The sequence below is a fragment of the Streptomyces sp. URMC 124 genome (genome assembly GCF_051386455.1).
In the GTDB taxonomy this organism is placed as follows: domain Bacteria; phylum Actinomycetota; class Actinomycetes; order Streptomycetales; family Streptomycetaceae; genus Streptomyces.
Genome location: NZ_JBPQTS010000011.1, coordinates 1 through 12,707 on the forward strand (window position 1 = coordinate 1; position 12,707 = coordinate 12,707).

Annotated in this window: 11 protein-coding genes and 1 pseudogene; 3 read left to right on the forward strand and 9 right to left on the reverse strand. The window is 70.7% G+C overall.

The annotated features are described in order from the left end of the window. Positions 1 to 141 precede the first annotated feature (141 nt). The 4 genes and pseudogenes from ACSNOG_RS03970 to abc-f form a co-directional block, all read right to left on the reverse strand. The gene (locus ACSNOG_RS03970; protein WP_436751106.1) at positions 142 to 843 is read right to left on the reverse strand and encodes a ribonuclease HII; all 702 of its coding nucleotides are present in this window, start codon (positions 841 to 843) and stop codon (positions 142 to 144) included. Positions 844 to 941: 98 nt separating this feature from the next. Continuing rightward, positions 942 to 1,841 (reverse strand): ADP-ribosylglycohydrolase family protein, encoded by a 900-nt coding sequence (locus ACSNOG_RS03975; RefSeq protein ID WP_436751107.1) that lies wholly within the window; start codon positions 1,839 to 1,841, stop codon positions 942 to 944. Between the two features lie 11 nt (positions 1,842 to 1,852). Further along, entirely contained in the window at positions 1,853 to 2,512 is a 660-nt protein-coding gene (locus tag ACSNOG_RS03980; protein WP_436751108.1) for a histidine phosphatase family protein, read from the reverse strand. 59 nt (positions 2,513 to 2,571) lie between these two features. Continuing rightward, a pseudogene (gene abc-f / locus ACSNOG_RS03985) lies at positions 2,572 to 4,167 on the reverse strand (ribosomal protection-like ABC-F family protein); the annotation flags it as partial. A 104-nt stretch (positions 4,168 to 4,271) separates the two neighbouring features. Between abc-f and ACSNOG_RS03990 the strand changes: the two are divergent. After that, on the forward strand, positions 4,272 to 4,946 hold the full coding sequence (locus ACSNOG_RS03990) for a TetR/AcrR family transcriptional regulator C-terminal ligand-binding domain-containing protein (protein WP_436751109.1): 675 nt from the start codon (positions 4,272 to 4,274) through the stop codon (positions 4,944 to 4,946). 31 nt (positions 4,947 to 4,977) lie between these two features. On the opposite strand, the gene ACSNOG_RS03995 is transcribed toward ACSNOG_RS03990, so the two are convergent. The 3 genes from ACSNOG_RS03995 to ACSNOG_RS04005 form a co-directional block, all read right to left on the reverse strand. Further along, on the reverse strand, positions 4,978 to 5,583 hold the full coding sequence (locus ACSNOG_RS03995; protein ID WP_436751110.1) for a YdbC family protein: 606 nt from the start codon (positions 5,581 to 5,583) through the stop codon (positions 4,978 to 4,980). A 34-nt stretch (positions 5,584 to 5,617) separates the two neighbouring features. Beyond that, positions 5,618 to 6,451: an arylamine N-acetyltransferase family protein gene (locus ACSNOG_RS04000; protein WP_436751111.1), complete on the reverse strand. Its 834-nt coding sequence runs from the start codon at positions 6,449 to 6,451 to the stop codon at positions 5,618 to 5,620. Between the two features lie 70 nt (positions 6,452 to 6,521). Then, a complete protein-coding gene (locus ACSNOG_RS04005; protein WP_436751112.1) occupies positions 6,522 to 7,088 on the reverse strand; it encodes a TetR/AcrR family transcriptional regulator in 567 nt (188 codons plus the stop codon). Positions 7,089 to 7,189: 101 nt separating this feature from the next. On the opposite strand from ACSNOG_RS04005, the gene ACSNOG_RS04010 reads away from it, so the two are divergent. Then, positions 7,190 to 7,612 carry a DUF1348 family protein gene (locus tag ACSNOG_RS04010; protein ID WP_436751113.1) on the forward strand — a complete coding sequence of 141 codons (423 nt, stop codon included), beginning with the start codon at positions 7,190 to 7,192 and terminating at the stop codon, positions 7,610 to 7,612. 112 nt (positions 7,613 to 7,724) lie between these two features. Here the strand turns inward: ACSNOG_RS04010 and ACSNOG_RS04015 are convergent, their stop codons facing one another. Both ACSNOG_RS04015 and nrdR read right to left on the reverse strand, forming a co-directional pair. Continuing rightward, the gene (locus ACSNOG_RS04015) at positions 7,725 to 10,595 is read right to left on the reverse strand and encodes a vitamin B12-dependent ribonucleotide reductase (protein ID WP_436751114.1); all 2,871 of its coding nucleotides are present in this window, start codon (positions 10,593 to 10,595) and stop codon (positions 7,725 to 7,727) included. A 112-nt stretch (positions 10,596 to 10,707) separates the two neighbouring features. Then, positions 10,708 to 11,220: a transcriptional regulator NrdR gene (gene nrdR, locus ACSNOG_RS04020; protein WP_436751115.1), complete on the reverse strand. Its 513-nt coding sequence runs from the start codon at positions 11,218 to 11,220 to the stop codon at positions 10,708 to 10,710. A 548-nt stretch (positions 11,221 to 11,768) separates the two neighbouring features. Here nrdR and lexA point away from each other — a divergent pair. Further along, positions 11,769 to 12,554, forward strand: coding sequence for a transcriptional repressor LexA (gene lexA, locus ACSNOG_RS04025; protein ID WP_058047270.1), 786 nt, complete (start codon positions 11,769 to 11,771; stop codon positions 12,552 to 12,554). Positions 12,555 to 12,707 lie beyond the last annotated feature (153 nt).

Consider the following 12,707-nt stretch of genomic DNA (forward strand, 5'->3'; position numbering starts at 1 on the left):
GCGCCGTACGGCCGGGGGCCGGCACGGCGCGGGGACCCGGGACACTCTCGTGAATCTGAGGCTCCTCGGGGATGAGAGGCATGAGTTGATGTTTATCAAACGCCGGTGCGAGTCGCGTCGGCGGGTGGCGGCAAGGGCCGCTCAGAATTCGAAACCGAGCTGGCCACCGGCCTCCAGTGAAGCTGCTTCGGGGACGCTGCGAACCCGCTTGAGGTGCTGCCACCTGGGCAGCGCGTCCAGATACGACCAGGACAGCCGGTGGTGCGGGGTGGGGCCCAGCGCCTCGAGAGCGGCGCGGTGCACCGGCGAGGGGTATCCGGCGTTGTCACAGAAGCCGAAGTCCTCGAAGCCGAGGCCCAGTTCCGCCATCATCGCGTCGCGCCGGACCTTGGCGAGCACGGACGCCGCCGCGACGACCACGCAGGACTGGTCGCCCTTGATGACCGTGCGGACCCGCCAGGGATCGCCGAGGTAGTCGTGCTTGCCGTCGAGGATCACCGCCTCGGGCCGGACGGGCAGCGCCTCCAGCGCGCGGGACGCGGCCAGTCGCAGCGCCGCCGTCATGCCCAGCTCGTCGATCTCCTGTGGGGAGGAGTGGCCGAGCGCGTGGGCGGTGACCCAGCTCTCCAGCTGCACGGCGAGGGCGGCCCGCCGCTTGGGCGTCAGCAGCTTGGAGTCGGTCAGGCCCTCGGGAGGGCGGCGCAGCCCTGTGACGGCCGCGCACACGGTGACCGGACCGGCCCAGGCGCCCCGGCCGACCTCGTCGAGCCCGGCGACGACCTTGACTCCGGTCGTTGCGCGCAGGGAGCGCTCGACGGTGTGGGTAGGCGGTTCGTACGGCATGGCGCCAGCAAGCGTACGCCCCTACGGGTGGCCCGAGTAGCCCCGCCCCCTCCCCTTTCTTACGGTCGGTTCCATTCCGGTTCTTGCGGCCGGTTCGGCTACTGCCGGCCCGCGCCCGACGGGAGCCATTCCGGCAGGTCCTCCGTGCGCCGGAGCCAGTCCGCGGGCGGCGCGCCCCGCTCGCCCGCGGCGACCACTCCGCCGACGATGGCGCAGTTGGTGTCCACGTCGCCGCCCACCCGCGCGGTGGTCCAGAAGGCGGCCTCGTAGGAGGTGAGGTTCCGCGCAGCGGACCACAGGGCGAAGGGCACGGTGTCGTGCGCGCTGGTGCGGCGGCCGCAGCCGAGGACCGCGGCGACCGTGGTGGGGTCGCCGTAGTCGAGCATGTCCCGCGCACGGCGCAGCCCGGCCTGCACGGCGCTGCGCGGCACCAGGGCGATGACGCCCTCCAGCAGCGCGTCGGGGGCCACGGGGCCGGCCGGGGCGGCGGCGATCGCGGCGGCGGCGGCCACCGCCATGGTGCCGGCGACCGCCTCGCGGTGCTGATGGGTGGTGTACGCGGAGATCTCGGCCTGGTGCGTGGCCTGTTCCGGGTCGTCGGCGTACCAGGCGCCGAGAGGGGCGATGCGCATCGCCGCGCCGTTGCCCCAGGAGCCCTGCCCGTTGAACAGGGCCGAGGCCAGCTCGCGCCAGTCGCCTCCCTCCCGGACCAGACGCAGCATGCGGCCCACGGCCGGGCCGTACCCGCGGTCGAAGTCGTGGTGCTCCGCGAAGGAACGGGCGAGCGCGTCCTGGTCGATGCGTCCGTGCGCGGCGAGGACGGCGAGCACGGAGCAGGCCATCTCGGTGTCGTCGGTCCACTGCCAGGGGGAAGGGGGCAGCTCGCGCCGCTTGAGTGACGGGTAGTTGCCCGGGACGAAGAACTGGGAGCCGAGGGCATCGCCGAGGGCCAGCCCGCGCAGGCTCGCCAGTGCGCGGTGGAATCGGTCAGCGGTCATCGGAGCGAACTCTAACCGGTGAAGCCGTACGGTTCAGGTGTGCACCAGCGCTCGAAGGGCCGATCGAGGTGGTACCGGCCGTCCGCCCCGAGGAGCAGGGCGCGGGTCTCCGCATTGCCCGGGTTCGACAGGCACTCGAACTCGGCGACCGTCCAGTGGAACCACCGCATGCAGAAGAGCCGCATGGTCAGGCCGTGCGTGACCAGCAGGACGTTGGGCGGGTGGCCGGGGTCCTCGAAGCTGCGCCACAGGCTCTCCAGGAAGGCGCCCACGCGGTCGTAGACGTCCGCGCCGGACTCGCCCTGGGCGAAGCGGTAGAAGAAGTGGCCGTAGGCGTCCCGGTAGGCCTTCTGCCTGCGCACGTCGACGAGGTCCTGCCAGTTCCCCCAGTCCTGCTCGCGCAGCCGGGGTTCCTCGCGGACGCGGACGCGGCCCGGGTCGAGCCCGAGGGCGTGGAAGGTCTGGTGGGTGCGCCGGTAGGGGGAGACGTAGGCCGAGACGCGCTCGTCGCCGAAGAGCTCGCGGAGGGGAGCTCCTGCGTCCGCGGCCTGCCGGCGGCCTCTCTCCGTCAGGCTCAGGGCGTGGTCGGGCTCGCGTTCGTAGACGGTGTCGTCGACGTTGCCCACCGACTCTCCGTGCCGGATGAGAACGATGCGTCGGGGCCGTGGCATGCCGCCCACCCTAGATCGAGCTCCGTCCGACTGCCTCGCCAGCCCTCGATCAGCGCCCCGCCGTCCCGTATCTCGCACTGCCGGCCCTCGAAGCGCCGGCGCATGTGACGGTCGTGGGTGACCACGACGAGCGCGCCGGGCCATGCTGCCAGGGCCTCTTCCAGCTGCTCGACGAGGCCGAGGGCGAGGTGGTTGGTCGGCTCGTCCAGCAGGAGGAGGTCGGCGGGCCGGGCAAGGAGACGGGCGAGCCCGAGGCGGCGACGCTGTCCTGCCGAGAGGGCGCCGACGGGCACGTGGAGGTCGCGCTCGCGGAAGAGACCGTAGGACAGCAGCAGGGCCCGGTGTTCCTCCTCGGTGCCCGTCAGGCCGCGGGCGAAGGCGGCGAGCAGCCGTTCCGCGGGCCGGGTCACAGGGATCTCCTGGGCAAGATAGCCGGTGCTCCCCCGCCGGGTCACGGTGCCGGCGTCCGGCTCGGTGACGCCCGCGAGCAGGCGGAGCAGGGTGCTCTTCCCCGCGCCGTTGGCCCCGTGCACCAGCAGCCGTTCGCCCGCACGGACCTCCATCCGGCGGACGGCGAGCCGCTCCCCCACCCGTACGTCATCCAGCGCCACGAGGACGCCCTCGGCCGTGCCCGCCGCCGGGCGGGCGTCGAAGCGCAGGGGCTCCGGCGGCCGGGGCACCGGATTCTCCCGGAGCCGGCGCAGCCTCTCCTGGGCGTTGCGCACGCGGCTGGAGACCGAGGACTGGACGCGGCCCTTGTCGCGGTCGTAGGCCATCTTGTTGCCGTCCTTGGCGGCGCGGCCCGGGGCCACGCGCCGGGCGACGGTCGCGGCGGTGCCTTCGAGCGCCGCGGTCTCCGCTGACCACTCCTCGTACGCCTGCTCCCAGCGGCGGCGGGCCGCGGCCTGCTCCTCGACGAACCCCGCGTATCCGCCGCCGTAGCGGACCAGGGACCTGCGGTCCGCGTCGAGCTCCACCACGGCGGTGGCGACGCGTTCGAGGAAGACGCGGTCGTGGGAGACGGCGACGACGGTGCCGGGATGCGCCCGCAGGGTGTCCTCGAGCCAGGCCAGGGCCGCGCCGTCCAGGTGGTTGGTCGGCTCGTCCAGGAGCATGACCTCGGGGGCTGCCGCGATGAGGCAGGCGAGGCCGAGGCGGGCCTGCTCCCCTCCCGAGAGGCTGCCCAGCGGCCTCTCCCGCCCGATGTGAGCGAGCCCCAGGGCGTGCAGCGCCTTGTCCACCCTGGCGTCGGCCTCGTAACCGCCCCGCCCCTCGAAGGTGCTGAGCAGCTCGCCGTACTCGCTCAGGGCTTCGGGCCCGGCCTCGCCCAGAGCGGCCTCCAGCTCCCGGAGCCTGCGCTCCATGGCGCGGAGGTCGGCCAGCGCCAGGTCGACGGCGTCGCCCACCGTGCGCTCCGGAGGGAGTTCGGGTGTCTGGCCCAGGCGGGCCACGCCGCCCTCCGCGCCGGTGACGACGGTGCCCTCGTCGGGCACGTCGAGGCCCGCGAGGAGCCTGAGCAGCGTGGACTTCCCGGCGCCGTTCTCGCCGACGATGCCGATCCGCTCGCCCGGGCGCACCGAGAACGTGACGCCGTCCAGGAGCGGGCGGTCGCCCCGGGACATGGACACCTCGCGCAGAGAAAGCTGAGTGGGCACGCGCACCTCCGTCGGCTTCGGCAGGGAGCACCGGGAGGCCCCTGCGGGAACGCGCCCTCCGGCCACGCCACAGCAAATGCGACCAGAGTTGCGTTACGCTCAGCATGGCATACCCCATCCAGCTAACGCAACAGGAGTTGCAGTTGCCTTCGACGCCTCCCCCCTCCGCTTCCCCCTCCTCCGCGCCGGGCACGGTCCGGCCCGGCGGCCGCACCGCACGCACCCGCGCGGCCGTACGCGACGCCGTCCTCGCCGGACTGGTCGAGTACGGCTATCCGGGGCTCACCGTGGAGTACGTCGCCGAGCAGTCCGGCGTCCACAAGACGACGCTCTACCGCCGCTGGGGCGGCGTCGAGGGCCTCGTCGCCGACGCGCTGGACCTGGCGGGGGAGGACGCGTGGACACCGCCCGACACGGGCACCCTCAAGGGCGATCTGCACGCCCTGGCGCAGGAGGTCGTCGACACCTTCGGCGACACGGCCGCCGGAGCCGCTCCGGCGGCCTTCATCGCCGCCTTCCAGTCGGAGCGGGCGGCGGACGCTTTGCGCGCCTTCTACGCCGAACGCTTCGCGCGCTGCGCACCCTTGACCGAGCGGGCCGCCGCCCGCGGCGAGGTGCCGGCCGGCACCGACGCCGGCTCCCTCGCCAGGGCCGTATCGGCGCCGCTTTTCTTCCGGCTGTTCATCACCCGGGAGGCCCTCGACGCCACCGTCGCCGAGCAGGCCGCCGACGCTGCCCTCGCCGCGGCCCGCGCGGGCGTCTTCACCTCACCGGTGTGACCCACGGACCGCCACGGCACCTCTTCGGCCGTCACACCGTCCAGGAAGGCTCCAGCGCGACGATGTCACCGCCGATCGACGCGACGTCGGCCTCGATCTGCGTGCGCAGGGCGAGGCGTTCGACCCGCTCCGCGCGGTACTTCCCGTGCTCGGCCCCGGAGTTCCACACGGACAGCACGAGGAACTCCGGGCCGGGCGCCTCCCCGAAGACGCCGCGCAGCATCCCCGGGGACCCGGCCATGGCCGGGTTCCACACCTTCTCCTGCATCAGGGTGAAGTGCTCCACGCGGTCCTCCCGGACCCGGCAGTGGGCGATGCGCACCACGTCCGCATCCGCGAACTGCGGCCGGAAGCCGACCTTCACGTCAAACCGGTGCTCGAACAGCCTGACTTGGGCGTTCTTGAACGTGCCCGCCTGGGCCGCCGCGAGCCGGTCGTGGGAGCGCGCCATGAAGGAGTCGTAGAACGCCCTGCTCTCCCAGAAGCCGAACAGGTGCACCACATGCGGGCGCGCCCTGCTCCAGCCTCCGCCCTGCCCCCGGAAACCGGGCTCGCCGAGCAGGCCCGCCCATTTGCGTTGTCCGCGTTCGAAGCCGCGGCGGTCGACCACGGTGCAGCGAGTCCACTTGACCAGCACCGCGCCATCGTACGGCCCGCACAGCGGCCCGCAGTCACGTACCGCAGGACTGCACCCGTGCGAGGGTCACGGCGTCCTCCTCGCCGAGACCGATCCGGAACTCACGCGCCAGCAGTTCCACCAACTCCGCCACGGGTACCTCCCGTTGCTCCTCGGAGCCGTCGGGGCGAGCGGATACGAGCACGGAGCCCACCAGACTCCGCCGTATGCCGGGCTCCGTCTGCTGTACCACCACGCGCGAGACGAAGGGCGAGTGCGGGTGCGTGGAGATGTAGTGGTTCATCACTGTGTAGTCGACAGGAAAACGCTCCTCCGGGCCGAAGGCGTACAGGTCGAACCAACCCTCCGGATGGAGCGAACGCAGCACCTGCACCTCCTGCGACTCCCGCTCGATCCCGAACGTCCAGCCACCCTGCTGCGCCTGCACGCCGTCCCGGAAGGGCAGCGGTTCCAACAGCCCTTCGCCGCCGAACCCGACGTCGCACAGCCAGTACTGGCCACCCGCCTCGACCTTGAGCGCCATATGCGTGACCGGACGCAGCTTGTCACTGCCCATCCTGATCCGCGCGCCTATACCCGTGAACGAGAATCCGATGCGTTCCAGGGCCGCGGCAAGCAGCAGGTTCTGCTCGTAGCAGTAGCCTCCACGGCGCTGCGCCACCATCTTGTCCTGCAGGGACTTCACATCGAGCAGAACCGGCCTCCCGAGCAGGATTTCCAGGTTCTCGAAGGGGAAGGCGGCCACATGGCCGCGATGCACCGCCTTCAGCGTCTCAAGGTCCGGCCGGATCTCTCCCTCGACCCCGATGCGTGCCAGATAGGCACCGAGGTCCAGATCCCCGCCGCCCCACACGAACTCACCCGTCATTACTGCTCTCTCCCCTCGGCCAGGTCACTCGACAGTATTCACCCTCCGTGCGGGCCGCTTTCGGCTGCGATCACGCGGCACTCGCCGCCCCCAGCAATACCGCGGCGGCTTCCCGGGCCCTGCGCGCGGCACCGGGCGCTCCGGTAACCGCCGCCGTGGTGATGGCGCCGTCGGCCAGGACAGCCAGCTGCTCGGCCACGGGACCGGGATTCGGAACGCCGGCGTCGCGCACGAGCCCGGTGAAGTACCGCAACACCTCCGCCTTGTGGTCCCGCACGGCTCCGGCCACGGCCGGGGAGCCCGTGCCCAGTTCACCGTAGGCATTGATGAACGCACAGCCGCGGAAATCCGGCTCGCCGAACCATTGCTCCAGCCAGTCGAAGACCGCCAGGGGGCGGGCGGCCACCGAGGGACAAGCGGCGACGTGCTCGGCCAGGGCTTCTCGCCAGCGCCTGTCACGGCGTCGCAGATAGGCCTCCACCAGGACCTCCTTCGACGGGAAGCGCTGGTAGAGGCGCTTGAGGGAGACCCCGGACGCCGTGCGGATCCGGTCCATCCCGACGGCCTGGAGACCGTGCTCGTAGAACAGGGACTCCGCCGCGTCGAGCAGTCGGCCGTTGGCTTCGGTGATGTCCATTGCCCCTCCCGGGCTGGCGCGGAGAACGATCGTTCTCTAGGCTACAACGACAGCGGAGAACGACCGTTCTCCATTCTTCCCGTGCGTCCGGAAGGCATGCCATGGCTCAGCGCCCACCTCTGCCCCCCTTCGACGAATCCTCCGCCCGGGCCAAGGTCCGGGCCGCCGAGGACGCCTGGAACAGCCGCGACCCCGAACGGGTCGCCCTCGCCTACACCGAGGACTGCGTCTGGCGGAACCGGCACGAATTCATCACCGGCCGCGAAGAGATCCGCGCCTTCCTCCGCCGCAAATGGGAGAAGGAACAGGATTACCGGCTGCGCAAGGAACTGTGGTCGTGGTCCGGCAACCGGATCTCGGTCTGCTTCCGGTACGAGTGGCACGACGCCGACGGCCAGTGGTGGCGCAGCTACGGAAATGAGCAGTGGGAATTCGCCCCGGACGGTCTGATGCAGCGCCGCGAGGCAAGCATCAACGACATGCCGATCACCGCGGACCAGAGGGAATTGGCCGCGGAAGCATGACGAAGCCGGCTTAGCGACCGGCATGGCGAAAGGGCACGCCGAAGGCGGTGGCCGGAGGGATTCCTCCGGCCACCGCCTTCAGGTGCTCTTCAGTGCCTCGGCGGCACCCGGATCAGCTGCAGCCGCTGGTCGAGCCGCAGCCCTCGCAGAGGTAGCAGCTGCCCGCGCGGCGCATCTTCGTGCCGCAGGAGAAGCACAGCGGTGCGTCCGCGTTCAGGCCCAGCTGCATCTCCACCAGCTCGGTGGAGTTGTGGGCCTGCTTCGGCGCCGGGACAGCGGCAGCGGCAGCCGGCTGGGACGGCTTCGGAGCCTCGGTCTGGCGCGGCGCGGACTGGGCCAGGCCCTCCACGTCGACGTCCTCGTCGGTCGGCTCGTAAGAACCGGTGTCGAGGTGGCGCTGACGCTCCTCGGCCGAGTGGATGCCGAGCGCCGAGCGGGTCTCGAACGGCAGGAAGTCCAGCGCCAGGCGGCGGAAGATGTAGTCGACGATCGACTGTGCCATCCGCACGTCCGGGTCGTCGGTCATGCCGGCCGGCTCGAAGCGCATGTTGGTGAACTTCGAGACGTAGGTCTCCAGCGGCACGCCGTACTGCAGACCGACCGAGACCGCGATCGAGAAGGCGTCCATCATGCCCGCGAGGGTCGAGCCCTGCTTGGACATCTTCAGGAAGACCTCGCCGAGACCGTCGTCCGGGTAGGAGTTGGCGGTCATGTAGCCCTCGGCGCCGCCCACCGTGAAGGAGGTGGTGATGCCGGGGCGGCCCTTGGGGAGGCGCTTGCGGACGGGGCGGTACTCGACGACCTTCTCCGCCGCGGCGGGGGCCTCGGCCTTGGCCTCCTCCTTCTTCTTGGCGGAGAGCGGCTGGCCGACCTTGCAGTTGTCGCGGTAGATCGCGAGGGCCTTCAGACCGAGCTTCCAGCCCTCGAAGTAGACCTCCTCGACCTCCTCGACGGTGGCCGACTCCGGCAGGTTCACCGTCTTGGAGATCGCGCCCGACAGGAACGGCTGCGCGGCGGCCATCATGCGCACGTGGCCCATGGCGGAGATCGCACGCTCGCCCATGGCGCAGTCGAAGACCTCGTAGTGCTCGGGCTTGAGGCCCGGGGCGTCGATCACGTTGCCGTGCTCGGCGATGTGGGCGACGATCGCCTCGACCTGCTCCGGCTGGTAGCCCAGGCGCTTGAGCGCCTTCGGAACCGTGTTGTTCACGATCTGCATCGAGCCGCCGCCGACGAGCTTCTTGAACTTGACCAGGGCCAGGTCCGGCTCGACGCCCGTGGTGTCGCAGTCCATCATCAGGCCGATGGTGCCGGTGGGCGCCAGGACGGACGCCTGGGCGTTGCGGAAGCCGTTCTTCTCACCGAGGCGGATGACGTCCTGCCAGGCCTCGGTGGCCGCGGCCCACACCGGGGTGTCCAGGTCGTCCATGCGCGTGGCGACACCGTTGGCGTCGGCGTGCTGCTGCATGACGCGCTTGTGGGCGTCGGCGTTGCGGGCGTAGCCGTCGTACGGGCCGACGACCGCGGCCAGCTCGGCGGAGCGCTTGTAGGAGGTGCCGGTCATCAGGGAGGTGATGGCACCGGCGAGGGCGCGGCCGCCGTCGCTGTCGTAGGCGTGGCCGGTGGCCATCAGCAGGGCGCCGAGGTTGGCGTAGCCGATGCCCAGCTGGCGGAAGGCACGGGTCGTCTCGCCGATCTTCTCGGTCGGGAAGTCGGCGAAGCAGATGGAGATGTCCATCGCCGTGATGACGAGCTCGACGACCTTGGCGAAGCGCTCGGCGTCGAACGACTGGTTGCCCTTGTCGTCGTCGCGCAGGAACTTCATGAGGTTGAGGGAGGCGAGGTTGCACGAGGAGTTGTCCAGGTGCATGTACTCGCTGCAGGGGTTGGACGCGGTGATCCGGCCCGACTCCGGCGAGGTGTGCCAGTGGTTGATCGTGTCGTCGTACTGGATGCCCGGGTCGGCACAGGCCCACGCGGCCTCGGCCATCTTGCGGAAGAGGCCCTTGGCGTCGATCTCCTCGATGACCTCACCGGTCATGCGGGCGCGCAGACCGAACTGCGAGCCGGTCTCGACGGCCTTCATGAACTCGTCGTTGACGCGGACGGAGTTGTTGGCGTTCTGGTACTGGACGGAGGTGATGTCCTCGCCGCCCAGGTCCATGTCGAAGCCGGCGTCGCGCAGGGCGCGGACCTTCTCCTCCTCCTTCACCTTGGTCTCGATGAAGGCCTCGACGTCGGGGTGGTCGACGTCGAGGACGACCATCTTGGCCGCACGGCGCGTGGCGCCGCCCGACTTGATCGTTCCTGCGGAGGCGTCGGCGCCGCGCATGAAGGAGACGGGGCCGGAGGCGTTGCCGCCGGAGGAGAGGAGCTCCTTGGAGGAGCGGATGCGGGAGAGGTTCAGGCCGGCGCCGGAGCCGCCCTTGAAGATCATCCCCTCTTCCTTGTACCAGTCGAGGATCGACTCCATGGAGTCGTCGACGGAGAGGATGAAGCAGGCGGAGACCTGCTGCGGCTGCTTGGTGCCGACGTTGAACCAGACCGGGGAGTTGAAGCTGAAGACCTGGTGGAGCAGGGCGTAGGTGAGCTCGTGCTCGAAGATCTCGGCGTCCGCCGGGGAGGCGAAGTAGCCGTGCTCCTCGCCCGCCTTGCGGTAGGTCAGCACGACCCGGTCGATGAGCTGGCGGAGGCTGGACTCCCGCTCGGGCGAACCGGTGGCGCCGCGGAAGTACTTGCTCGTGACGATGTTGACCGCGTTCACCGACCAGAAGTCGGGGAACTCCACGCCGCGCTGCTCGAAGTTGATCGAGCCGTCGCGCCAGTTGGTCATGACGACGTCACGGCGCTCCCAGACGACCTCGTCGTACGGGTGCACACCGGGGGTGGTGTGGATGCGCTCGATACGCAGACCCTTGCCGCTGCCGCCCTTGTTCCCCTTGGCTCGGGAACCTCGTGCCGGGCCGCTCGTCGTCTCGGTCATGCCGCCTCCCTCTACGGGCAAAACGCCCTAATGCGCCCAATTCTTCCGTGGCGCGCTATGTCTGTCTTCGCCCGGGCGCGCGGCGCGCCGGGCAGGTCTGTGATGGCCGCGGCTACTCGGCGGCCGCGGTGGGCGCGGGAACCTGCGGGTCCCCGGCGCAGCCGCCCGCGCTCGCGGCGGACCGCTGCTCGCGCAGCTCCGCGACGGCGGCCTCGAAGTCCTCGAGCGAGTCGAACGCCTGGTACACGGACGCGAACCGCAGGTACGCGACCAGGTCGAGGTCCCGGAGGGGGCCGAGTATGGCGAGGCCCACGTCATGGGTGGAGAGCTCGGCGCTGCCCGTGGCGCGCACCGCTTCCTCGACCCGCTGACCGAGCTGGGCCAAGGCGTCCTCGGTGACCGGGCGGCCCTGGCAGGCCTTGCGCACTCCGGAGATGACCTTCGTGCGGCTGAAGGGCTCGGTGACCCCGCTCCGCTTGATCACCATCAGCGACGCGGTCTCCACGGTCGTGAAACGACGGGAGCAGTCGGGGCACTGGCGCCGCCGGCGGATCGAGCAGCCGTCATCGGTGGTCCGGCTGTCGACGACGCGGCTGTCGGGGTGCCTGCAGAAGGGGCAGTGCATGGCTCTCCACCCTCCTCACCCTCGTAGGACTGTGCACGATCTTCAGCCTCGGCGGACCCTCGAACGGGGGCCTTGCGAAGCAGCCCCCAGCATAGGCGATGGCGACGGCCGCAAATGACCGGCGACACCTCTCGACCACAACCTGTGGGCGGCTGCCGCCAATCAAACCACTAGATCTGGTGCCGTGCGGTGAGCCGCGCCGGAGGCGTTTCACCGCCGGGAAGACCGGTCACGACCCTACGCGAGCCGCCCCGGCGGCAGGGGCACGGGGCCTTTGATGACACACTGGGGCCACCGCGGAGCCGCCGCACGCAAGCGCCCGGACCGGACGGCCGGGCCGCGCGCGAGGCCCGCACGGGCCGGCGACCCGCTCGGTGCGCTTCGCACCGAAGGGTACCGTAATAGGTCGAATTGATCTTCAGCCGTACACCCTTGACCCTGATCACGTCAGGCAAACTTCGATATTTCACTCGAACGTGTGTTTGGCGCAACCTTTCGAAAGCAACTACCGTTGTCCAGCTAGGGAGAACATTTCGAGAGGGGCCGACGTGACCACCACCGCAGACAGCGCCACAATCACCGCCCAGGACCGCTCCCAGAACCGACTCGACCAGGCACACCCGATGAATGACGCAGCCATGAGCACCGAGGGGCAGAAGCCCGCTCGGGCCCTCCCGGGACGACCTCCAGGCATCCGGGCCGACAGCTCGGGCCTCACCGACCGCCAACGGCGGGTCATCGAAGTGATCAGGGATTCCGTCCAGCGCCGGGGCTACCCACCTTCCATGAGGGAGATCGGCCAGGCGGTGGGGCTGTCGAGCACCTCGTCCGTGGCCCATCAGCTCATGGCCCTGGAGCGCAAGGGCTTCCTCCGCAGGGATCCGCACCGCCCCCGGGCCTACGAGGTGCGCGGCTCCGACCAGCCCAGCTCGCAGCCCACGGACACCACCGGCAAGCCCGCCGCCTCCTACGTGCCGCTCGTCGGCCGGATCGCCGCGGGTGGCCCCATTCTCGCCGAGGAGTCCGTGGAGGACGTCTTCCCGCTTCCCCGGCAACTGGTCGGCGACGGCGAGCTGTTCGTCCTGAAGGTCGTCGGTGACTCCATGATCGAGGCGGCCATCTGCGACGGCGACTGGGTGACGGTCCGCCGCCAGCCCGTCGCGGAGAACGGCGACATCGTGGCCGCCATGCTCGACGGGGAGGCCACGGTCAAGCGCTTCAAGCGCGAGGACGGCCATGTGTGGCTGCTGCCGCACAACGCCGCCTACCAGCCGATCCCCGGCGACGAGGCGACCATCCTCGGCAAGGTCGTGGCGGTGCTGCGCCGCGTGTGATCGCGCAGGCCGCGAGGCCGGGCCCCGGAACCACCTGCGCCGGTTCCGGGGCTCATTTCTTTGGCAGACCCTGAGGCCCGGATTGAGCAGACCCTGAGCCCGGATGGACGGGTACGGATCACGCCCCGGTGCCGGAGCGGCAAGCCCTCCCCG

Coding starts and splice junctions, on each gene's coding strand:
- ACSNOG_RS03970 (WP_436751106.1), bottom strand. CDS start 843: ATGCCGTACGAACCGCCTACCCACACCGTCGAGCGCTCCCTGCGCGCA.
- ACSNOG_RS03975 (WP_436751107.1), bottom strand. CDS start 1,841: ATGACCGCTGACCGATTCCACCGCGCACTGGCGAGCCTGCGCGGGCTG.
- ACSNOG_RS03980 (WP_436751108.1), bottom strand. CDS start 2,512: ATGCCACGGCCCCGACGCATCGTTCTCATCCGGCACGGAGAGTCGGTG.
- ACSNOG_RS03990 (WP_436751109.1), top strand. CDS start 4,272: ATGGCATACCCCATCCAGCTAACGCAACAGGAGTTGCAGTTGCCTTCG.
- ACSNOG_RS04000 (WP_436751111.1), bottom strand. CDS start 6,451: ATGACGGGTGAGTTCGTGTGGGGCGGCGGGGATCTGGACCTCGGTGCC.
- ACSNOG_RS04005 (WP_436751112.1), bottom strand. CDS start 7,088: ATGGACATCACCGAAGCCAACGGCCGACTGCTCGACGCGGCGGAGTCC.
- ACSNOG_RS04010 (WP_436751113.1), top strand. CDS start 7,190: ATGGCTCAGCGCCCACCTCTGCCCCCCTTCGACGAATCCTCCGCCCGG.
- ACSNOG_RS04015 (WP_436751114.1), bottom strand. CDS start 10,595: ATGACCGAGACGACGAGCGGCCCGGCACGAGGTTCCCGAGCCAAGGGG.
- nrdR (WP_436751115.1), bottom strand. CDS start 11,220: ATGCACTGCCCCTTCTGCAGGCACCCCGACAGCCGCGTCGTCGACAGC.